The organism is Ktedonospora formicarum (assembly GCF_016587355.1).
GTDB lineage: Bacteria > Chloroflexota > Ktedonobacteria > Ktedonobacterales > Ktedonobacteraceae > Ktedonobacter > Ktedonobacter formicarum.
On the sequence record NZ_BNJF01000001.1, the window covers coordinates 2,403,781 to 2,425,051 of the forward strand.

A 21,271-nucleotide genomic window follows, 5' to 3' on the forward strand; every position below is an offset into this window, starting at 1 on the left:
TCAGCCCGCCAACTCATTTAGCTAGTCTTAGCCCGCTATAATGGATTAGGCATATGAATCAGACAGCGAAGGAGGCAGCAATATATCATGGCTTCACCCTCTGCAAGTCGTATTAAAGTCATCCTGGATACCGACATTGGAAACAATATTGATGATGCTGTCTGCCTGGCCTACTTGCTTGCCCAGTCTCAATGTGACCTGTTAGGAATTACCACTGTGACAGGGGAGCCATATCAGCGCGCAATGATCGCGAGTAGCCTCTGTACAATCGCGGCGCAGGATATTCCTATCTATCCTGGCGTTGATCGACCCTTACTAACCCCTATACGCCAGCCACAAGCCACTCAAGCGGTCGCGCTCACCAATTGGAAACATGATACCGATTTCCCACGCGGCCAAGCCATCGCATTTCTCAATCATACTATTCGAGCTTATCCTGGCGAGATCTTCTTGCTCGGCATTGGTCCCCTCACAAACATCGCGCTTCTCTTTGCCAGTCAACCTGATATTCCTCAATTGCTGAAAGGCCTCATCTTGATGAGCGGGCAATTTGAGCCACCAGGACGGGAGTGGAATGTACTCAACGACCCATATGCCGCCGCTATTGTCTATCGCGCCAATGTTCCTATTCATCGGTCGATTGGGTTAGAGATCACTGAGCAACTGCGTATGCCCGCCGCCGAGTTTCGCGCGCGCTGTACAGCACCTTTACTGAGGCCTGTACGCGACTTCGCCGAGGTATGGTTTCAGCATCAAGAAAGTATCATCTTTCATGATCCGTTGGCCGCGACTACGATCTTTGATGAGCATCTCTGCGATTTTACACCTGGTACTGTACATGTGGAATTAAGAGATGATATTACGTTAGGCAAAACGGAGCTAGACCGCAGAACGCAGCAACCACGCCATCAGGTGGCATCTAACGTCAATGTACACCTTTTCTTTGAGCGCTTCTTCAGCGTCTTTTCATAAGTGTAGCATAGTTTCTCAGCGCAGTGGGCTTTGGAGATCTTCGATGCTAGTGTATGAGAATGGCTGATATAGAATACCGACATCCTCACACACCAGAACTCTTAAGGAGAAAATTTGCGAGGCTAGATATTCGATGTTTGTTCTGCTTCTTCAGGCTGATATTCTTCGAGGAAGCGAATCACGGCGCGAGTGATCTGGCTTGGTGTCGAAGCCCCTGCCGTTACCGCAATCTTTTTCTTGCCTCTAAGCAAGTTTGTATCCAATTGTGAGAGATCCTCAATACGGACCGCTGGTACTCCTGCCTTCTCCTGTGAAACCTGGACAAGGCGGTTGGTATTATTACTACGTGGATCACCAACGACAACGGTCAAATCCGCGCCTCTCGCCTGCTCCGCGACCGCCTCCTGGCGCGTCTGCGTCGCTCGGCAGATATCGACATAGACTTCTGTCTGAGGATATTTCTCCTTAATATGCTTGATGACGCGATGGGTATCCCAGAGAGAGAGGGTCGTTTGCGTTGAAACCGCTAATTTCTGCTGCTGCTCTTCGGTCAATTGCAAAACATCGACATCGGCTTCCACCTCCACCAGACTGATATGCCCCGGAACCTCACCAATGACACCTTCTGGCTCTGGATGCCCCTTCTTGCCAATATAGATAACATAGTATCCCTTTGCGACCAGATCCTTCACCAGATCATGTGTAACTGTTACATCAGGACATGTCGCATCGATGCAATAGAGTCCACGCTCCTGGGCTCGCTGCTTCACGGCTGGTGAGACACCATGCGCAGTAAAGATTACAGTACCTTCCTTCACCTGCTCAAGAATAGACAGGCGATCTGGACCATCAATCGTAATCACGCCTTTGCTGGAAAGGTCTTCAATAGCATGCCGGTTATGGATGATTTGCCCAATGATGTGAATAGGGCGAGGGAGTGTACTATCTTTAGCCGCCTTATCAGCGACTTTAAGCGCATCAACGACTCCATAACAATAGCCCCGAGGGGAGATTTTTATAACTTCCATCGCTGTCCTTTTTTACCGATAAAACATCAACGCATATCTATAAGACAACTTGAGTATACGATATGGATCAAGAAGCCTTCATCTCTCTGTTTCTTATTAATATTCGTCGCAAATCGTCAGGCGTATAGAGACAAACAGCTGGAAGCAATCCCGCCAGTTCTTCTACTGAAGCGGTTGGCGAGAGATCGAATATTACCAGGGGATTACGACGACCATCACATGCCGTCGCCAGTGCTGCTGCGCTTAGCTGAAAACGAGATCCAGAACCATCGGGCGATGGAAGGCTAATGAGTAACTCAACAGTTGGGAGCAGAGAGACGATATGCAGCGGTGTATCTTCTTGGTAAACTTGCCGCATCTGAGCATTACGCAAGAGATAGGCGTAAGGGCCACGTCGCTCGTCAGGGCCAATTAATAGCGCAGACCGACCTCGCAGCCCACCCAGGCAAGCCTCAGCGATAGTCACCACCTCTGGTGCAATATCATACATAAAACAGTGCTCCTCTACCCTGGTTACACAGCCAAATACCTTCTTGTATCAAGGGGCAATCCTTATACTCCATCGATATCTCTGCGAATGAGCGCTCTATAAAACTTATACCTTTATACTATAGCAAATGGCGTCCAACAGCTATCAGGTGAATACCTTATTTGCCACATACACTACCACCTGATTACTCACAACAAAAGCCTGGCACCTTTTTCTTCCCCATAAAGGCATAATATCGAGGTGCGCCATCCCTTTTTGGACGAAGTTTCTATACTCACATTAGAGGTACGCCCCCTCTGTAACTCCTAACGTAGTTATACACATCGAAGCAGAACAGGGCATTCGCTATGGACCAGCGAAAAGAAGGTGCATCGCAGCCTGGCGTACGGAATGCGACTGTAGTGCTGCAACAGTTTTATGAGGATCATGTCAGTTCGATCTACCGGTATATGTATAGTAAGGTAGGCAACAGGGAAGAGGCGGAAGACCTGACCGCGCAAACTTTTATGAAGGCTGTGCACGGTCTAGATGAGGCACGAACACCTCAGAGCATCCAAAAATGGCTCTTTCGCATCGCTCAGACAACTCTGGCAGACTACTGGCGAAACTATTATCGCGTCTCCACTAGTTCTCTTGATGCATTGCTGGAAGCCGGTTGGGAGGGCCCATCGGAGAAAGAAGAGCAGGTCTCAGACATCATAGCCACAACCCAACAATCCGAGCGCGTACAGCATATTCTGAATGCTCTCCCAAACAATTATCGTGATGTACTTATCGCGCGTTTTCTCTTAAACCTCTCCATTAAGGAGACGGCACAAAAAATGAGCCTGAGTGAAGCCAACGTCAAAGTCCTTCAGTTTCGCGCTCTCAAACGCGCGGCTGAACTTGAAAACGTCCTGGCCGAGCAAGGATAGCTATGCCATGTATCTGGAGTGTGAGACATGTCAGATGAGGACCAGGAACTACATGCTGAATATGATGAGCTTGAGAACTATATAGAAGCACTCCATAAGGAGCAGATATCGCAGCCTCCCCGCGAGTTAGCGCCGGAGCTGCATCCTATCGCAAGAGTGTTCTCTCTCTTTCGCTCCATTACTACTCAGCATGTCGAACCTGACCCCGATTTTGTCGATGACTTACGCCAACAGCTTCGAACTCAATTGGAGCAGCATACTGAAATTTACGCTTCCAGGCATGAGCAACAGGCACTTTTGACACGTGACTTCGCTGCTCAAAGGACAAATCTCTCACGACGTTCCTTCCTCACAAATGGAGCGGTTGCCGCAGCCTCCTTTACGGTAGGAGCCGTCTTAAGCGCTGATGTGGTACATAAACAGAATGAAGAGCTAGCGGAAAATCAGATACAGAGAACGAGCCATCAGGACTACTACACTACGCAGGTTGTTCCTGATACAGTTCCATCACGCTGGGAGCGTGTCGCCAACCTGAATGAGGTAGGTGCAGGCGCGGTGCGCTTTGAAACCCATGCCTTTGCGGGCTACGTTGTGCTTCGCGACCAGGATGATGGAGCCGAGAAAACAGGAGAAGTTGTCGCGGTTATGGCAACTTGTCCGCATATGGGATGCCTGGTACAATGGGATAGCGATGAGCGTTGTTTTGCCTGCCCCTGCCACGGTGGGCTCTTCAGCAAGTACGGCGAACCGATGCAGGGTCCAGTCATGTATCTCACAGCGCTACCGCGTCTGGAAACACGTATCCAGGATAATCAGATTTATGTCAAAGTACCACGGAGTGGGGCAACTACATGAAGCCACATCTACGTCGAAATATGCTGATACTCGCATTGGGTATCGGCTTCCTTGTGCTGACAGCGTTGTTCGGAACTTTTATCTCCAACTATGAAGACGCGCCCCACGAGGCTAGCGCACAAATCCAGAAGCAGCAGGCTGGCCCCTACGAAATCACGCTCCAGGTCAACCCCAACCCGCCCTCCATCAACACGCCAGCAACTATCATTATCCAGGTTGTGCGTAGCGGAACACAGCAATTACTAACCAATGCACATGTCTCTATATCAGGCGAGATGCCAGAGATGAATATGAGTCCCAATCAGGCCGAGGCAAAATTGCAAAAAAATGGCACTTACACCACTAACTTTCAGTTTTCCATGAGTGGCTCCTGGCTCCTTCAAGTGCGTATAGAGGCCCCGGATCACCAACTCAGAACACAAGCTTCAAGGTAACCTCTCGTTAATCGTTCGTTCTATCAGCTGATATCTTCCTGAACCGGCACTCCAAGCGTTTCCTGCGGAAGTGACAAGCTAAAGCTCACGTGTAGCACCTGACCACGAGCATTGATAGGCATGCCTCATCTCCATCATATGCGCTATAATAAATGAGGCAATTCGCTATATAACCTTTTTAACAGCTCACGACTCCTCTACACCTACGGTTACGCAAGGAGTCACAACCTTTTTAGGGATAGATAATGTTTAGCCACCGCCATTCTTTCTATCATTTTATCGCATTTTGCGTACTCATCAGCATAGCAGGAGGAATTCTGGGAAGCTGTGCGCTTGCATCATCGACAGAGGCCAATGTGAGCGCGCGTATACAACCCACAAACCTCGATACCACCCCAACAGCAACAACAACCACGAACCAGGGTCAGCAGTTGTTAGACAGAGTCTCGCAACGCCTTAACACAGCGAAAACACTACAGGGGAACTTTACACTTACTCTCAAAGGGCAGGCGATTGCAGGCACAATCAAACTACAGCAATGGAGCGCCAGTCCCGGCAAGAGTCGCAACGAGGTGACCTCCTCAACTCTTCCCCAGGTCACAACGGGAAGCCTAACCGTCAGCGATGGACAAAAACTATGGCAATATGATCCCACTCAGAAAATCGCTTATGTGGGACCAGCCCAGCAAACAAGCTCCATTTTAACTATCCCGGGACGAGGGCAGGTACAGTTACTACTCAATACCCTTCTCTCAGTTTTCAGCACCAGCGATGGCACGCTTGTTAAGAATAACGCCAGCATTAATGGGAGAGAAACGTACCAGCTTCACATTGTGCCACAGGGAAGTAGTAACCAATCCAACACTCCTACAGGAGGCCTGGATTACCAGGGAGAGCTTTATCTTGAAAGGGATAGCGAGCAACCATTGCGCATGGACTTGAATCTCTCAGGCATTGGTCCAGTAAGCCTGAACTTTGACACACTCAGCCTCAACATATCTATTGGCGCAGACAAATTTCGCTTCTCGCCACCAATGGGTGTTAAAGAAGAGTTGCTTCCCAACACAACAAACAGCAATGGAGATACACTAACCCTGGGGCAGGCTCAGAAGCAGTCTGGTTATCACTTGTTGAGCATTTCTGGAGATCACAGTGAATATAGCCTGAATGGTGTCACAGTCTTGGGAACGCCCCAGAACACCATCTATTCTCTCAACTATATGAAAGGCAATCAGACATTCATAATTTCGCAAGGCAAGCCACTCGCGAACCTGACAGGCATACCAGGACAAAGTGTTGACCTGCGTGGAATCAAGGCCACCTTTGCCCAGACCAATGGCATCTTCAGCCTCTCTTGGACAGAAAAGGGGATCGGCATACGTATTATAGGATCACTAACACAAGAGCAAGCCACAGGTATTGCCCAACTATTGATATAAGCATCTTCCGGAACTCACAGGGCGCCTTAACATAGCAAGAGGCCTTGCCTAGTTACGAACATTCTTTAATATCAATACAGACAGCACTCTACCCATGGCGATAGGCAGCAATAAGTTGTAGTGCCTGCTGGCGTGCGTTCAGGTTTGTTAGGGTAATGACTTGCTGAAATATAACATGCCGCAGCAGATTACCACGAAAAGCCAACTCTTCATCTCTCTCCAGAGCCAAAGGTTGAGCCTGTGTTTCTTCCAGTTTACGTAGCTTCACAAGAAAAAAGGCTAGCCTCAGAAGCTCGAATTTTCGCGCCTGCTCTTCGGTCTCTATCTCGCTGCCGCCCCAAAACTGTGAGATCGTCACCGCCGCAGGTGAGGGATCGCCCTCTTGGGGGAGTAATCTCGTCCTTATATGCTTCGCCATTATGGCACAGAACTACCTTTCAACCAGCTGCAAAGGAACTAATATCGACCAGCGAGGAACATACACCTCATACTTTGACTCTAGCATTACCGTTGGGCAAATACAAGCAAGGGTGCAAGCAGCATCATTCTCAGTATCGATTAAGCATTTCTCTCCACTTTTCAGCAATTTAGCAAGCATTAAAACCGCTCACAATGTTGTGCAAGCATTTATTTCCCCTCAGAAAAGGGGTCGACCACAAGTAGATATGGACACTACCACCAAAAGACAAAAGTACTATAAAAAGGTTAAGTAATTACCTTAATTCATCAAGCAGACGGTCTTGCTTTAAGAGAATGCGCTTGCCACGCGCCGGGAGAAACCATGTCTGACCCAGGCTAGCTAGCTAAAACCACTGAGAGAATAGCCCAAGATTATTCTCTACATGTGTATGCATCAGTGGGTAACAGAGCATAAAAGCAGTCTGACGTCTCAAACAGCCCGAAGAAACACAATGAAACAAAAAGAAAATCGATGTCCCAGTTGGGGGATAGAGTGGCAATGATCGGCGAAATGGTTTACAATGCCACATGAAAACATATCTCACATGCCTGAATGTCAGGCTCTATTTTGTAAACACCAACCACTTCCTCAACCTGAGAAAGAAGCCGAAAAACCATACATTACAAACGTTCTAGCGTGACTAATATGTCACTTGATAGAGAGGACCTTCATGGCGGCAGAAAGCTCATTTGATATCGTCTCGCAGTATGACGAGCAAGAACTCGTAAACGCGCTTGATCAGGCGCGGCGTGAGATACAGACGCGCTATGATCTGAAAGATACCAAGACTGAGATTACACAAAACAACGACACCATCCTTATCAATACAGAGAGTACCCTAACCCTAAAAGGTGTACGCGACATCCTCGAATCTAAAGCGGTACGTCGTGGCCTCTCATTGAAAATCTTCAAGCCTGGCAAAGAGGAGGAGGCAGCGGGAGGGCGTGTACGCCAGAGCATTGAACTACAGCAGGGGATTTCACAAGAACTTGCCAAATCGATTACAAAATCGATTCGCGACAAGTATCCCAAGGTCAAAGCTCAGATTCAGGGAGATGCGGTTCGCGTTTCCGCCAAGAGCCGCGACGAACTTCAGGCCGTCATCACGCTCCTGAAAGAGAAAGACCTCCCAGTCCCTCTGCAATACATCAATTATCGTGGTTAACTCTTCTACGAGAACCTGAGCACGTCTATACTAGTCATGCTGGTGGGCTCTGCCAGGCTCCTTCCAATTAGCCCCCTCACATGAGGGTTGGTTTGCGTAGAAGACCTAAGTAATACATCACGATGCACATTGAAGCATACGCATTACAAAAGACCAACCACACCAACGCCAAACAGGCACGTACATAACGTTTACTTCTAGAAGCAGGGAAACAAGAAGGGAACAAACTTTGCGTTTCCCTTGCTAAGCCAGAAGGAGACTTATGAGGTTCTATCCAGGCGAAAAAGGCAATCATGAGAGAACCACCTGGAGAACTGACCTGCTAGTAAGAAGAACCTCAGGTAAGAGGAGGGTACGTTTATATCCCCCAATCAATACCTGGAGTCGCTTATAGGGCCTTATGTCCCCTGTAAAGCATACAGGCGAACGCGCGTTTTCTTCCCTGGTTCTGCCTAGAGTACTTTAGTACCAAAATAAGTGTCCAGGTGGGATATTTGTAGTACGCTAATTTTTGATTAGGCAAAGCCAGACGCATTTCGCCGCCTTCCTGGCCATCAAAGAAGGGTGTATAGTTCTCTCGATTGAGAAAGTTGATTTTATGCCTGGGAACCAACAAGCCTTTAGCGCAGCTGTAAATGCCGCTGACCGTTACCGCTGGGACAGCCAGTGGGGTGCGGCATTACACGAATATCAGAAAGCACTCACGGAGTTCCCAGAAGATGCGACTGCACGTAGTGGGCTAGGATTCTGCTACATGCAGATGAAGCAGTGGCAAAAGGCACTCGATGAATATACATTCGCGCTTGAGCGCGACCCGAGCAATGTCATTGCATTAAGCAAGACCGCAGAACTGTACGGGATACTCAATCGGCGTCAGGATGCCTATCACGCCTATTTGCATCTGGCCGACCTTTATTCACAGGCAGGGCAAGGCGCACGCGCGGAAGCGGCATGGCAGAAAGCAATTCAACTCTCGCCCGGTCGCCCCGAGCCTCACGAGCGTTTGGCTGGCTACTACTTTGAGAAAAAAGATATCGCAGCCATGATTCAGCAACGTCTGGCAGCCGCTCAGGGATTTATGCAGCAGAACGACCTGAATGCGGCACGTGTACAGTGTGAGGAAGTGTTACGAGCCGATGGCTCCAATGTCCAGGCGTCGCAATTGCTCACCTATATCATGAATGGACCGGAACCACAGGGGGTTTCCCCTGGGAAACCGACTCCAACGTCGTCAGAGGTCATGCCAGCTCCCTCTGACACACACGCACAAGCGCGTAACGCTCAAGCAAATATGTCCGACAACTTTTTAAATGATACCGTTTCAGCGGGTAATATCAGCGGAGGTAACACTGGCATCATGGGTAACATGGGTAGCGCGGGAAACTTCGGTGGGATGAGTCCTGACTCATCTCAGGTACTCAACGGACCTGGGGGCACGCCTCGCAATCGTATTACAGCCAACCAGGTCACAGGGGTTTTGAAGCAGGCCCAGATCTTTCAAGACCAGGGTCGTTTCAATGATGCTATCGACCTCTGTGAGCAAATCTTAGAGAGCGGCTTCGATAGACCGGACGCTCGTTACTTTCTCGGCTGGCTCTATCAAGAACAGCAACGCTGGGATGACGCAATCAATCAGTTCCAAATGCTTTTGAACGACGCTGATTACGCGCTCTCCTGCTACTATGCGCTTGGGCAATGCTATCGCGCACGCGGAGATTTACGGACAGCCACCGTCCATTTCGATGAGGCTGTAGACCGTGTCAACCTGGACGCGCTAACAGTTGAAGAGTCCGATCAACTGGTTCAGCTTTGTCAGGAGGCCGCTGAGGCCCATCGCCTCCTTGGCGAGCAGGAGCAAGCCCTCACAGTCTATAATGCGCTACTTGGTTTCCTTCGCAGCCGTGGTTGGAACGACAAAGTCGCGCAGGTCGAGTTCATGCTTCAGCAAGCACAGAGCGCACCACCACAGAGTCGCCCGTTAACACCACCGCCAGCAGCTCCTCAGCAACAGCCACAAATGCCACCACAGCAGCAGGCAGGGCCAACACCACAAACAATCTCGGAAGCGTCTACAATGATGTTCAATACCTCGAACATCACGCCTGGCATGAATACACCACCGGCACAGCAGCAGCCGATGCAGCAACCGGCACAGCAGCCTCCTATGCCTAATGCCCCTATGCAACAAAGTATGGGAGGCGAGCTTCCAGACTGGCTAACAGGCATTATCAGTGAGAATGATGCGCCACAGGTTCCATCGCAGCCGTTGCCACCGCCACCACAGGCTCCTCAACAGCAAATGCAGCAGCAACAGCAAATGCCACCGCAGCAAATGCAGCAGCAACAGCAAATGCCACCGCAGCAATCCTCTTCATCCTGGCTAACAGACGGGGCTAAGCCCAATGAGACGCGCGTGTTGCCACCTGAAACAATGTCGAGTGCGGAGAGATTAGCGCAGCTTCAACAACCGCAACAGGCGCCATCGCAGCCATTGCCGCAACAGCAGCAACCGCAACAGGCGCCATCGCAGCCATTGCCGCAACAGCAGCAACCCACGATGCCTCCAGTCATGCCCGAGGCTCCCACTCAAATACCGCAGCCGATGCAGCCACAGGCTCCAATGCCCACCGCTGCCGATCAGCTAGCCGCGATGCAGCAGGCTGTTCCGGCTCCTGCCCCCCAGGCTGCCGCGCCAGCCTTGCCAAGCGCGCAACAGATGCTACAGGCGTTGGGGACACCTCCCCCATCAATAAGCGCGCCTGTGCCACCTGACCAGATGAGCCTGATGCTACCAGGAAGCAACTCTTCCGCCGAGCATCAAGCCGTCGCTCCTGAGCGTAAGCAAAGCACAGAAGAGCTTTTGAGCCAGATGGCAGGCAACCAGAATATGCAGGCTGCCGATGCTGTCATTGCCAGCACAGCGACACTTCCAGAGAGCGTTCGCCCCCAGGTCGTGCGCGCGATGCAGGATATCCAGAACTACATCAATCATGGCTTGCTCACCCCGGCGACCGAGGCATGTCTCAGGGTCATCGACATGGCTCCCCAATACCTGGATGTTCATCAGGTCCTTTGCGAGATCTATGTGCGCCAGGGCATGGTAGAGCAGGCAATCACCAAGTACGGTATTCTGGTTGATACCTACGTCGTCAATGGACGTATTGAGGATGCCATCGCGACCTATCGGCGCATCCTACAGCTGGACCCAAATAACCTGACATATCGCATGCGCCTGATTAACATGCTCTCATCCCAGGGCAACAAAGAGGATCTACTGCGCGAGCGCACTCTCGCGGCAGAATCCTATCTACGCCTGGGCTATATGGATCGTGCCTTGACGGAATTAGAGCAGGCACTCCAGGAGAGCCCCACCAGTGTCTCGACACGCCTGAACTACGCTCTAGCCTTGCAAAAACTTGGGCGCTCACAGCAGGCCGTAGCCGAGTACCAGCGGGTACTCCAGGTCGATCCACGCAACATCACAGCCCTGGTACGCTGGCACGTCGCACAGATCACTCATATCGGGGCTGCGCGCTCTAACACTCTTGAGGTCCTGAACCGTATTCGCTGGCAGCTACGTGGCGAGGGTCAAAAGCAGGCCGACGCCGTGATACGCGAGTACACACAGGCAGCCGATATCTATCCTAATAATGCCGACGTTCACTACGCGCTCGGTCAGCTTTACCAACAGTGTGGACTGTTTGATCAGGCGCTTGACTCCTATACACTTGCTAGTCGCGATAGCGCGGTAGAGGTGCTGGCACGCGTTGGTTCCGCGCACTGCTACCTCCGGCAGGGTAAGCCTGAAGCGGCAATCCAGCAGTTGGATCAAGCCCTCCAGGCTGTGAAACGTTCTTCAACTGCGATGGACCCCGCAACCTGGGCCGCAAGGCCTCGCGAAGAGGGTGAAGAACATAAGGCTCCCGAAGTCGAGCTCTCACTCTTGCTCGCTAAGACCTATGGGCGCACAGGTCGCGTCGACCAAATGGATGCCATCATGCGCCAGGTGAAGCAGTCACGAGCAGGTCAAGACGAGGTCGCTTCGACGTTGGAAGAGATTTCCATGCGCCGCCCCGATCCCTCAATGGCAGTCCAAGAATATATGGACCTTGTACGCCACTATCGCCAGAGTCGCCAGATCGACAACGCGCTCAAGGTACTGAATGAAATGGTCCGCGCTGTTCCTCAGGAACCCCGAGCACATGAGGAACTGGCTGATATCTATATCAATCGTGGCTTACTCGATGAAGGTATTGCTGAGTTACGCCTGCTCGTCGATGTTTACCTCAGACGGAACAATACTGAAGAGGCTGCGGCAACGCTGCAACGCATTGGTAATATCTATGATGAGATGGGGAATAGTGACGAGGCCCTGGCATCCCTATGCCGAGCAGCGGAGCTGAATCCTCATGCAATGGATCTGCTCCGCGAGGTTGTTGGCTTCTGCTTCCGCGTGGGACGTCCCCATGAGGCAGCGAAATACCAGGAGTTAATCGCGCGTCACTACTTCGAGACCCAGCAGGTCAAGGAAGCGGTCGCCGCGCTTCAACAGCTCATCACGATTGACCGCAACAATTATGAAGCCTATGATATGCTTGGTCAGACCTATCAGACGGTTGGTGAGTATGAACAGGCAAGTCGCGTCTATCGCAACCTGGCGAAGATCAACCCAGGTAGTTCCGTAGCCCGCGAACGCCTGGCAACGCTTCAGGAACTTCGCATGCGCTAGCCACGTTTAGATACAAAATACACAAAGGGAGGGAGAGATTCATATAATGTGAACCTCTCCCTCCCTTTTAGACGTGAGAAGGGCGTTTGCTTTATCGATCTGCATCCGCAACAGTATCCCGAACGACTTGCGCCAATGCTTTAATAAAGAGAGGCGAAGTATTGAGCGACTCGGTGCGTGCAAAGTGGATGTTGTGCTCTTCAGCCTGCTCACGCGCGCCAACCTCGATATCATAGAGAATTTCCAGGTGGTCCGCCAGGAACTGCACAGGCGCGATCAATACATGCTTGCGCCCGGCAGCCTCTAACTCCGGCATGATGTCGGCAAAATCGGGCTTCAACCACTCTTCGGGCGTATGCCCAGCACTCTGGTAACAGAACATCCAGCGGTCATCCGCGAGCCCGGCCTTCCGCGCTACCGCCGCCGCCGTCTCTTTCAAGGTATTAATATAGTCAGGCTCGTTCTCAATCACGCGCTTAGGCATACTGTGTGCTGTCAGAAGAACCGGAACCTGGTCACGATCTTCGGGGACAAATTTCTCATCTAGCGCCTGACTCACACGCTCGGCAAGGGCCTCAATGAAGAAGGGCTGCAAATGCCAATCTCCCGCGACCCGAACTTTCAGGTCAGATCGATTTAGCTTCGAAGCAGCCTCTTCGACAGTGCGCACATAGCCGCCCATGATGATAGGTGAAAACTGCGGCGACATCACGATACCTACAACAGTATCGACATCAGAAGCAGTTTCTGGCATAACTTCCGAAATAAATGGGTGTGAGAAGCGCATTCCAGCCGTCACGCGATAACTCGTTCCATCATTGCCGCCATTAAGCTCTTCTTGCACAGCGGCAGCCTGCTCGCGCGTGATACGCACTAGAGGCGAGCCACCAATAAGGTCATAGCGACGGCGAAACTCGACTACCAGATCAGGCTCCGGCTCACGTCCACCTCGCACATTGCGCATATATTCGGGCACCTCGTCCAGAGAGGACGGTGACCCATAGGTCATCAGCATGGCGCCGACTTTTCTTTCTACCATTGTTGTATTCCTTCAATGTTTCTTTATAATACACTATTGGCAACTCGCGTTTACTTGCAGTGTATAGCTCATCCCTTACCCAACTCTAACTTCCCTGGTATCTAGCAAGAACGCTCACAGCCACTTAGTAACGCTACTTTAAGCTTGATAGGGCTTATCTATCTCTGAGTAAGTTCGTGAACAGTGTCCACAAGACGGCGCAGGAGGTCTGGATCAGACCCAATTGGCATAGCATGTCCAAAGTTGAAGATGTGGCCGGGTCGGTTGTTGGCACGACGTAACACATCACGCGCGGCCTCTTCAATGACAGGCCACTCAGTTAGCATCAGAGTGGGATCAAGATTACCTTGCAAGCCGCGCTCATAGCCAATCTGTTTCCAGGCTATATCCAGATCAACGCGCCAATCGACACTCATCACGTCGCCGCCAGCCTCGGCCATGACGCCCAGCAGGGAACTGGTGCCCGTTCCAAAGTGAATTGCAGGCGCACCAGCCAGTTTCACCGCCGAGAAGACACGCTGAGTATAGGGCAGCACATACTCCCGGTATGTGCTTGGGCTAATCGAGCCAATCCAGCTATCAAAGACCTGTACCGCGTTGACGCCCGCGCGAACCTGCGCCACTAGATAGCCAGCAATCACCGTTGAAATCTTATCCATAAGCTGATGCCAGATTTCTGGCTGACTATACATCAACGCCTTAGCGGTATGATAATCGCGCGAGGGACGACCTTCAATCATATAGCAGGCCAGGGTAAAGGGAGCGCCCGCGATACCAATCACAGCTCGCTTGCCTTCCAATTCCTGACGCAACAGACGAATGCCACCCATCACAAAAGGAGTTACCTCATCGGTACCAGGAAGGCGCAAAGACTCGACGTCGCGCAAGCTGCGAATAGGATTATGGATAATAGGGCCAATATTTGGCTCTAGATGCAATTCAATTCCCATCTCTTCAACAGGGAGCATAATGTCCGCATAGAGAACTGCAGCATCCACCCCTAGCTCATTGACGGGAATGAGAGCCACACTAGAACTGAGTTCTGGCGTCTTGGCGATTGTCATGACATCATATTTCGCCAGGATCTCGCGATAGGCTGGGAAACTGCTCCCTCCCTGGCGCATAAACCAGACCGGAGTCGCGTCCGTTTCCCGGCGCTCACAGGCAGCCATAAAGCGTGCTACGCCTGTATGCTCTGGATAGATAAATTTCTCTGTTACATCTTGCATAAGCTTTGTGGCTCCTCTTTCTAGCGCTGAGTCTCAGCGTGAACGGCCTCAGCAAGCTGACGCAGGAGGTCTGGATTGGTAGGAGCAGGAACTCCATGTCCAAGATTAAAAATATGTCCGGGGCGGTTGTCAGCACGCTTCAGAACGTCGCGCATAGCTTTCTGTATAACAGGCCATTCGGTCAGTAAGAGTGTTGGATCAAGATTGCCCTGCACGCCATGCTCAAAGCCAACTCGCTTCCAGCCCTCATCAAGCTCAACCTGCCAATCCAGGCCAATAATATCGCCTCCCGCCTCTGTCAATGCTTCCAGCAGGGCACTTGTGCCTGTGCCAAAGTGGATTGCGGGCGTGCCTGTCTCTTTAACGGCGGTAAAGATGCGCTGGACATATGGCTGCACAAAACGCTGGTAAACACTGGGACTGAGCGAGCCGACCCAGCTATCGAAGAGCTGAATCGCATCAACACCGGTCTGCACCTGCTCTAACAAATAGTTAATGGTCACGCTCGTCACCTTCTCCATCAGCGCGTTCCAGAGCTCTGGCTGACCATACATGAGCGCCTTGGCATTGCGATAATCGCGCGAGGGGCGACCTTCAATCATGTAGCAGGCCAGGGTAAAGGGAGCGCCGGCGAAGCCGATCACAGCCTGCTTATTCTTTACCTCACGCCTCACCATCTGAATCGCCTGCATCATATAAGGTGCGATCTCGGCCCCCGAAGGGACGCGCAAGGCTTCGATATCTTGCTGGCTACGAATAGGTTGATGAATGATCGGGCCCACTTCATGGCGAATCTCAAACGAGAGTCCCATCGCCTCCAGAGGAATGAGGATATCGGAGTAGATTATAGCGGCATCGACACCAAACGTCTTGACTGGCATCAAGGTTACTTCTGTGCTTAGCTCTGGCGTCTTCACCATCGTCAACATGTCATATTGCTGACGCAGAGCGCGATATTCAGGGAGACAGCGCCCTGCCTGGCGCATAAACCAGACCGGAGTAGCATCGGGCTGTCTATGATGGCAGGCGTCGAGGAAACGAGCCAGCCCACTATGGGGAGGAAGGGTCGTCAAAGACGATATATCTTGCTGCATTACGTATGTTCTTCCTTATTCAACAGGCTGATGGGTCGGCTCCACTTATCCGAAAGCCTGAGCGTATCAGCCCAGTCACAACAGCAACATTGGTTTTCGAATCAAACCTCATTAGGGTGTACGGTTCCCTACGCCCTCGCGCAGTTACGTCCAAGTTACTTCCATATCATAACGTGGTTTTCCAACGCTGACAAGAATAAATCTACCAAAATCTGTAGAAATTTTACTTCTGCTAGAGATTTTAAGCGTTTTCTCGCTACTTTTTGAGACAGGCAAGTTGTTGTGCGTGGTGCTGGTCGTGTTCAATCAAAGATTGAACAAGTTGGTGGAACTTAAGCTGACCCCAGCGAGGATGACGAAAGGGGCGTGTCCAGGCTTCAGAAGGTAGAGTGGAGAGCCAGGAGAAAAGCTCTTCGCGCTGAGCCGCCATGCCAGCCATGACCGCATCAAGTGTTGTGGAAGAATCGGGAGTAGCGCTAGCCTGGGTTGGTTGCTCCTCGATTTCACTAATTTCCAGAAGGGGATTTTCTTCCGCCTGAACAAGACGCAATTGCACCAGCGTCAAGCCCTCGATCATATAGAGATGATAAGCAATTTGTAAAGGGGATAGGGTTCCTTTGCCAAAGAGAGCCGCCAATTCGTCTTTATTAAACTTCGCCAGTTGTCCCAGGAAGGTCACCCGCGCGGACACCAGCCTGCCTCGTACAGTCTCAAAGGGGTGTTGCTGTTCTTCTTCTACCACCATCAAACCTCCACAATATTCTTGCAAGCAATTATTTTATTGAGTATACCAGATCAGGGAATTTGCAGCGCACACATGCTTCGTGAGATGAAGGGTGTGGCAGATACAATTGAACCATTATAAACATGACCTGGACAGCTTAGGGGGTTGTCCAGGTCACGTTCTTGTTTTATTCATCTGTTTTTTTCACGAGGCGAGCATAGAGACTCTCCAGTTCATCCTGATCGTTAAAGTGGAGAACGATAGTCCCTTTGCCTTTCGCATTATATTTCAGATCAACTTTGACCATCAGCGCATCGCGGAATTGCGACTCCAACGTTTCCTGCTCAGGCGAGCGCTTCGACGGAGGGGTAGCCCTCTGAATAGCCGACTCTATATCCCGCGACGCTTTGATGCGTGTAGCGAGCTCTTCGGTCTGGCGTACATTCAGATGGAGCGCGATCACCTGATTCATCGCGGTAACCTGATCCTCTTCGCGGGTAATGCCACCAAGGGCACGGGCATGCCCTTCAGTAAAGTTCTCAGGCTGATTGATCAGAGCATCGCGCAGCTTGGGGGCCAGTTGCAGCAAACGCAACGAATTGGTCACAGTCGAGCGGTCCTTCCCAACCTGACGCGCAACCTGTTCCTGGGTCAGATTATAGTCCTGAATCAATGCCTGATATGCCAGGGCCTCTTCAATGGGATTGAGATCAGAGCGCTGAATATTTTCAATCAAGGCCAGTTCGAGCATTTGCTGAGGCGTAACCTCTTTTATCAGGACAGGAACCTGAGTCAGACCTGCTTTCTTTGAGGCACGCCAGCGACGTTCACCAGCGATAATCTGGAACTTCACAACGCCTTTCTCGCCGCCTGCTTTCGCTTCGTTCGTGTCATCGAACCAGGCATCACCTGTACCATCATGCTTCTCTGGCAGATCGAGGCGCGTCACCACGATGGGTTGCAAGAGACCATGCTCTTTAATTGAGGAGCTTAGCTCAAGGAGTTTGGGGTCATCGTCGCGAAACACCTTTCGCGGTTGCCGGGGATTGGGGATAATACTTTCGATAGGAACCAGGGGCAGAGAGCCAGTATCACTGTCAGGTGGGAGAGGTTGTGATTGTGGAGCCATCACCTCTGAGGCACCTGAAATCAAGGCGTCGAGACCACGTCCCAGACCAAATTTCTGCTTAGCCACGGGCCATTACCTCCTCGGCGAGCGCTCGATAAGCCAGCGCGCCTGGAGACGTCGCGTCATAATCCAGAATAGGCTGACCAAAACTAGGTGCTTCACTTAAACGAACATTACGATTGATGATAGTTTGGAACGCCTCTTTGGGGAAGTGATTACGCACCTCACGCACAATCTCGCCTGCCAGACGCGTACGCGAATCGAACATCGTCATGACCACACCCGCAATATAAAGCGAGGGGTTAAGCTTATTCTTGACAATGTTCACAGTGTTGAGTAACTGAGTTAAACCTTCAAGGGCTAAATATTCGCATTGAATAGGAATCAAGATACCATCCGAGGCTACTAACGCATTAATGGTCAGCAAACCGAGCGATGGGGGGCAATCGATAATAACATAATCGCAGCGGTCGCGAATAGGTTGTATGGCGTCGCGCAAACGATGCTCACGCGCCAATGCACCCACCAATTCTACTTCAGCGGCAGCAAGATCTACCGTACAGGGCGCAACAACAAGCTCACGCCGGCTGGATGGCACAATTACATCGAATATGTTTATAGTATCTTGCTCTTGCACCAGGAGGTCATAAATTGTATGTTTACGTCGGCGCTCAGTCACACCAATGCCACTGGTTGTATTGGCCTGAGGGTCCATATCAATCAGTAGCACCTTGCGACCCGCGGCTGCTAGATACGTGGCAAGATTAATCGCAGTCGTGGTCTTGCCCACGCCCCCTTTTTGGTTCGTAATTGCGTACACTTTTGACACGGATCACAACCGTACCTTTCGTCTGGCCCTGCCAAGGAGACAAGCTAAGCAAATAGTCCAAGAACATTGTAACAAATGAGTCTGCCAGACGCAAGAAATCTACCTTCTGTACTTTCAAGGGCGCAATACAGACAGGCAATAGAAGATATCAAAGCAGATACAGAGGGCGTAGCATACCTCAACTATCTTCAAGCAAAAACATGCACGTTGGAGATAGAAAACGCAAGCCCAACTTGGCACAACCAATGATGCTTACTTCTAGAGGGTGACACGATTCCCACCGGCAGGCATGGTAAAACGTAGAAAGCCACCAGCAGCCAGGCGAGTGCAGATGACAGCCAGCGTATAGAAGGCGAGCAGGGTAATCGCGGTCTTGACCTCAGTCAGCGCGAAATCCCCTACGTTCAGATGATTGGAACCAGGATTCAGCATCCGCAAGAGGACGGGACCCTGTTGTACTCCACCAAAGGGATTGACCGCTAAACCCAAAGCCAGCGACACAATCAGATCCAGAGCCAGGCAAAAACCTGCCAGCAAGGGGCCAAACACGACAAAACGCTTGCTCAGGCGCTCACGCTTCGTTGAAACAATACGCTTGGCAGCCCACACGGGAGCGATGACATATTGCAGTGCCATAAATAACATGGGAGCCGCAACATATGTCCAATCGGGAAAGACAAACGGGCTGATAAGAGAGCAGAGACGACCAATGGCGAAAATGATAATCCCTTCAATCAGGCCACGCCGATAGCTTACTTTATTAAACAACATAGATGCTTAACCTGTTCGCGGAAGCTTTTTACAACCAGAGGAGCCTGCCTGGATGATAGCATCATAACCAGGCACTCTGGCACAGAACGTGAGATATAACAAGACGAACGAACATTCATGAAACAGGTGTTTTACACCTTATTCGAAAACCCAAGCACTTCGGCGTTAGCCACAAGAGCGGCGTTAGTTTTCGAATAAGACCTTAGTGGCACCCGCAACTACCACCACCACAACCACAATCCCCCATAGATGGAGAGTAATCGTCAAAGTCTCCATCTTCAGCACCGCTCCGCTGGGCTGCAAACACAGAGAGGAGGCGGCGCACCTTCTCACTATGGCACTTCATGCATACCACGTCATCCGCATGCTTGTGGCTAACGAGCAGTTCAAACTTGGCTTTGCAGTCGGGGCAGTAATATTCATACAACGGCATGTAGAAAATACCTCCACACAGTATGGGAAGACACATTAATCCAAAGATATTGTAGTGCCTGATATACCTATCGTCAAGTCGCAGCTATTTGACAGTCTGAACCTTCTAATCCCCTCCCCATCCTAGCCATTTCCTTCTGGAATTCGCAAAGTAATTGCAGCGCAAAACGTATGATAAATCATGCTTGCAAATTTGAGACATATCGCAGCATTTTGCGTTATAAAGAAATAGAAGGGAATATTATAAGCAATCCTGATCCGCATGGTAAGCCTGACATGTAGCGAAAGAAAATATAGAGCGAGAAGATCTGTTAGGAGGCACAGATCGAGACATATTCGTGCACTTAAAAAAACATTCATACTATGAAACGTATACTATATTCTATAGAGTTGTATGTCTTTTCCATGTATAGCACATTCCAAGTTATATCACGCCTACTATAACTCAAGGAGATCAGCGATGATAAATAAATCGCAAAGACGCAATGATGCTATAGATAAACACCTTCCTTCTTTCCGTAAAGGAATATTCCTAACATTAACATCGCTTTGTGTACTGTTAATGATGCTAACAGCCTGTAATGATAGTGGAACTTCGCAAAATAACACTCCCAATAATGGCAGTGTGACGACGACCACCAATAATAGCAGTACCAGCGCGACCGCTACCCCTACATCCAGCGATTCGAGCAGTGATAATGCCTCCGATCAGAATAATAAGGGGACAGGCACAGCGAGTACACCAGGAGCACAAGTCTACCACATCAAGGTCTTCTTCTCCAGGAAGGGAGAGACCAGTTTTAGCTCTGTCCACCCACTTGACCGCACGACAAACAGCCAGGCAGTCGCCACAGCCGCTATCCAATACCTCATCACAGGCCCAACAGCTAGCGAGCAGCAACAGGGCTACTATAGTGAGCTTGGTTCCATGTTACAAGGATCAGCAAGTTGCCCTGGCGGTAGTAAGGCAGACTTCGTCATTCATCTCAATACTAAGGGAACAACCGCTGAACAGGGAACCGCAACCCTGCAATTCTGCCGTGACACCTCCTCAGCAGGAATAGGCATGGATGCACGTGTCCGTGCTCAGATTGAAGCCACATTGAAACAATTCTCCACCATTCGCAAAGTCGTCATTCTTACAAAGAATGGATCATGCTTCGGTGACGAGAGCGGAGCCAATACCTGCTTAAAGTAGACCACTGAAACGCATGTAGCCTGCTTGTCAGGTCTTCAGATGAAAATGTGCATGGTGGTGCTTGTACATTAGCAAGCACCACCATGCACATTCCTGTATTTTATGAGGCATGGAGAGGCGTGTACCATTCCGGCGTCAAAGATAGTACAATAATGCAATGCAGGATCCTCAGACGGATTGAGGGAAAGATTTGCACGCTCAGCAATCTCTTACCGTCTCCAGCCGACACCGACAAGAAGAGTATAACGGTGACAGCACCGAATATGTCAAGTATTGTTGCATTGGGAGGCTGCCATCGAGCAAACACATTTTTCACATAGATTGCAGAGATTTTTTCGCC

Annotated in this window: 19 protein-coding genes; 8 read left to right on the forward strand and 11 right to left on the reverse strand. The window is 50.6% G+C overall.

Translation table 11 applies throughout. From position 1 onward, the window contains the following. Positions 1-87: 87 nt before the first annotated feature. On the forward strand, positions 88-972 hold the full coding sequence (locus tag K3T82_RS10300; RefSeq protein WP_220193386.1) for a nucleoside hydrolase: 885 nt from the start codon (positions 88-90) through the stop codon (positions 970-972). A gap of 122 nt (positions 973-1,094) precedes the next feature. Here the strand turns inward: K3T82_RS10300 and K3T82_RS10305 are convergent, their stop codons facing one another. Both K3T82_RS10305 and K3T82_RS10310 read right to left on the reverse strand, forming a co-directional pair. Further along, entirely contained in the window at positions 1,095-2,000 is a 906-nt protein-coding gene (locus tag K3T82_RS10305; protein ID WP_220193387.1) for a 4-hydroxy-3-methylbut-2-enyl diphosphate reductase, read from the reverse strand. A gap of 67 nt (positions 2,001-2,067) precedes the next feature. Beyond that, entirely contained in the window at positions 2,068-2,490 is a 423-nt protein-coding gene (locus tag K3T82_RS10310) for a glutamyl-tRNA reductase (protein ID WP_220193388.1), read from the reverse strand. Positions 2,491-2,837: 347 nt separating this feature from the next. Here K3T82_RS10310 and K3T82_RS10315 point away from each other — a divergent pair, with 347 nt between their 5' ends. The 4 genes from K3T82_RS10315 to K3T82_RS10330 all read left to right on the forward strand — a co-directional run bounded on the left by K3T82_RS10315 (position 2,838) and on the right by K3T82_RS10330 (position 6,132). Further along, positions 2,838-3,404 carry an RNA polymerase sigma factor gene (locus tag K3T82_RS10315; protein WP_220193389.1) on the forward strand — a complete coding sequence of 189 codons (567 nt, stop codon included), beginning with the start codon at positions 2,838-2,840 and terminating at the stop codon, positions 3,402-3,404. Positions 3,405-3,431: 27 nt separating this feature from the next. Then, positions 3,432-4,259 carry a QcrA and Rieske domain-containing protein gene (locus K3T82_RS10320; protein ID WP_220193390.1) on the forward strand — a complete coding sequence of 276 codons (828 nt, stop codon included), beginning with the start codon at positions 3,432-3,434 and terminating at the stop codon, positions 4,257-4,259. Beyond that, on the forward strand, positions 4,256-4,693 hold the full coding sequence (locus K3T82_RS10325; protein ID WP_220193391.1) for a FixH family protein: 438 nt from the start codon (positions 4,256-4,258) through the stop codon (positions 4,691-4,693). The genes K3T82_RS10320 and K3T82_RS10325 overlap by 4 nt, the downstream gene beginning before the upstream one ends. 245 nt (positions 4,694-4,938) lie before the next feature. Next, positions 4,939-6,132, forward strand: a complete 1,194-nt coding sequence (locus K3T82_RS10330; protein WP_220193392.1) for a LolA family protein — start codon at positions 4,939-4,941, stop codon at positions 6,130-6,132. Between the two features lie 88 nt (positions 6,133-6,220). Here K3T82_RS10330 and K3T82_RS10335 read toward each other — a convergent pair whose 3' ends face one another. Then, positions 6,221-6,550, reverse strand: coding sequence for a hypothetical protein (locus K3T82_RS10335; RefSeq protein ID WP_220193393.1), 330 nt, complete (start codon positions 6,548-6,550; stop codon positions 6,221-6,223). 712 nt (positions 6,551-7,262) lie between these two features. On the opposite strand from K3T82_RS10335, the gene K3T82_RS10340 reads away from it, so the two are divergent. Beyond that, on the forward strand, positions 7,263-7,757 hold the full coding sequence (locus K3T82_RS10340) for a YajQ family cyclic di-GMP-binding protein (protein WP_220193394.1): 495 nt from the start codon (positions 7,263-7,265) through the stop codon (positions 7,755-7,757). Positions 7,758-8,355: 598 nt separating this feature from the next. After that, entirely contained in the window at positions 8,356-12,486 is a 4,131-nt protein-coding gene (locus K3T82_RS10345; RefSeq protein WP_220193395.1) for a tetratricopeptide repeat protein, read from the forward strand. A gap of 91 nt (positions 12,487-12,577) precedes the next feature. Here K3T82_RS10345 and hemH read toward each other — a convergent pair whose 3' ends face one another. From hemH to K3T82_RS10385, 8 genes are all read right to left on the reverse strand, one after another. Beyond that, the gene (hemH, locus tag K3T82_RS10350; protein ID WP_220193396.1) at positions 12,578-13,525 is read right to left on the reverse strand and encodes a ferrochelatase; all 948 of its coding nucleotides are present in this window, start codon (positions 13,523-13,525) and stop codon (positions 12,578-12,580) included. 158 nt (positions 13,526-13,683) lie between these two features. Then, positions 13,684-14,754: a uroporphyrinogen decarboxylase gene (gene hemE, locus K3T82_RS10355; protein ID WP_220193397.1), complete on the reverse strand. Its 1,071-nt coding sequence runs from the start codon at positions 14,752-14,754 to the stop codon at positions 13,684-13,686. Between the two features lie 20 nt (positions 14,755-14,774). Continuing rightward, the gene (gene hemE / locus K3T82_RS10360; protein ID WP_220193398.1) at positions 14,775-15,848 is read right to left on the reverse strand and encodes a uroporphyrinogen decarboxylase; all 1,074 of its coding nucleotides are present in this window, start codon (positions 15,846-15,848) and stop codon (positions 14,775-14,777) included. A 256-nt stretch (positions 15,849-16,104) separates the two neighbouring features. Then, positions 16,105-16,593: a DinB family protein gene (locus tag K3T82_RS10365; RefSeq protein WP_220193399.1), complete on the reverse strand. Its 489-nt coding sequence runs from the start codon at positions 16,591-16,593 to the stop codon at positions 16,105-16,107. A gap of 166 nt (positions 16,594-16,759) precedes the next feature. Beyond that, positions 16,760-17,767: a ParB/RepB/Spo0J family partition protein gene (locus K3T82_RS10370; protein ID WP_220193400.1), complete on the reverse strand. Its 1,008-nt coding sequence runs from the start codon at positions 17,765-17,767 to the stop codon at positions 16,760-16,762. Continuing rightward, the gene (locus K3T82_RS10375; protein WP_220193401.1) at positions 17,760-18,530 is read right to left on the reverse strand and encodes a ParA family protein; all 771 of its coding nucleotides are present in this window, start codon (positions 18,528-18,530) and stop codon (positions 17,760-17,762) included. The genes K3T82_RS10370 and K3T82_RS10375 overlap by 8 nt, the downstream gene beginning before the upstream one ends. 258 nt (positions 18,531-18,788) lie before the next feature. Continuing rightward, the gene (locus K3T82_RS10380) at positions 18,789-19,301 is read right to left on the reverse strand and encodes a hypothetical protein (protein ID WP_220193402.1); all 513 of its coding nucleotides are present in this window, start codon (positions 19,299-19,301) and stop codon (positions 18,789-18,791) included. 202 nt (positions 19,302-19,503) lie between these two features. After that, positions 19,504-19,734 carry an FmdB family zinc ribbon protein gene (locus tag K3T82_RS10385; protein WP_220193403.1) on the reverse strand — a complete coding sequence of 77 codons (231 nt, stop codon included), beginning with the start codon at positions 19,732-19,734 and terminating at the stop codon, positions 19,504-19,506. Positions 19,735-20,193: 459 nt separating this feature from the next. On the opposite strand from K3T82_RS10385, the gene K3T82_RS10390 reads away from it, so the two are divergent. Beyond that, the gene (locus tag K3T82_RS10390; protein WP_220193404.1) at positions 20,194-20,931 is read left to right on the forward strand and encodes a GerMN domain-containing protein; all 738 of its coding nucleotides are present in this window, start codon (positions 20,194-20,196) and stop codon (positions 20,929-20,931) included. Positions 20,932-21,271 lie beyond the last annotated feature (340 nt).

What these genes read in the sequence shown, in the direction of transcription:
- K3T82_RS10380 (WP_220193402.1), bottom strand. Translation starts at nt 19,301, where the DNA reads ATGTTGTTTAATAAAGTAAGCTATCGGCGTGGCCTGATTGAAGGGATT.
- hemE (WP_220193398.1), bottom strand. Translation starts at nt 15,848, where the DNA reads ATGCAGCAAGATATATCGTCTTTGACGACCCTTCCTCCCCATAGTGGG.
- K3T82_RS10315 (WP_220193389.1), top strand. Translation starts at nt 2,838, where the DNA reads ATGGACCAGCGAAAAGAAGGTGCATCGCAGCCTGGCGTACGGAATGCG.
- K3T82_RS10305 (WP_220193387.1), bottom strand. Translation starts at nt 2,000, where the DNA reads ATGGAAGTTATAAAAATCTCCCCTCGGGGCTATTGTTATGGAGTCGTT.
- K3T82_RS10340 (WP_220193394.1), top strand. Translation starts at nt 7,263, where the DNA reads ATGGCGGCAGAAAGCTCATTTGATATCGTCTCGCAGTATGACGAGCAA.
- K3T82_RS10300 (WP_220193386.1), top strand. Translation starts at nt 88, where the DNA reads ATGGCTTCACCCTCTGCAAGTCGTATTAAAGTCATCCTGGATACCGAC.
- K3T82_RS10385 (WP_220193403.1), bottom strand. Translation starts at nt 19,734, where the DNA reads ATGCCGTTGTATGAATATTACTGCCCCGACTGCAAAGCCAAGTTTGAA.
- K3T82_RS10325 (WP_220193391.1), top strand. Translation starts at nt 4,256, where the DNA reads ATGAAGCCACATCTACGTCGAAATATGCTGATACTCGCATTGGGTATC.
- hemE (WP_220193397.1), bottom strand. Translation starts at nt 14,754, where the DNA reads ATGCAAGATGTAACAGAGAAATTTATCTATCCAGAGCATACAGGCGTA.
- K3T82_RS10330 (WP_220193392.1), top strand. Translation starts at nt 4,939, where the DNA reads ATGTTTAGCCACCGCCATTCTTTCTATCATTTTATCGCATTTTGCGTA.
- K3T82_RS10310 (WP_220193388.1), bottom strand. Translation starts at nt 2,490, where the DNA reads ATGTATGATATTGCACCAGAGGTGGTGACTATCGCTGAGGCTTGCCTG.
- K3T82_RS10390 (WP_220193404.1), top strand. Translation starts at nt 20,194, where the DNA reads ATGATAAATAAATCGCAAAGACGCAATGATGCTATAGATAAACACCTT.
- K3T82_RS10345 (WP_220193395.1), top strand. Translation starts at nt 8,356, where the DNA reads ATGCCTGGGAACCAACAAGCCTTTAGCGCAGCTGTAAATGCCGCTGAC.
- K3T82_RS10365 (WP_220193399.1), bottom strand. Translation starts at nt 16,593, where the DNA reads ATGGTGGTAGAAGAAGAACAGCAACACCCCTTTGAGACTGTACGAGGC.
- hemH (WP_220193396.1), bottom strand. Translation starts at nt 13,525, where the DNA reads ATGGTAGAAAGAAAAGTCGGCGCCATGCTGATGACCTATGGGTCACCG.
- K3T82_RS10320 (WP_220193390.1), top strand. Translation starts at nt 3,432, where the DNA reads ATGTCAGATGAGGACCAGGAACTACATGCTGAATATGATGAGCTTGAG.
- K3T82_RS10335 (WP_220193393.1), bottom strand. Translation starts at nt 6,550, where the DNA reads ATGGCGAAGCATATAAGGACGAGATTACTCCCCCAAGAGGGCGATCCC.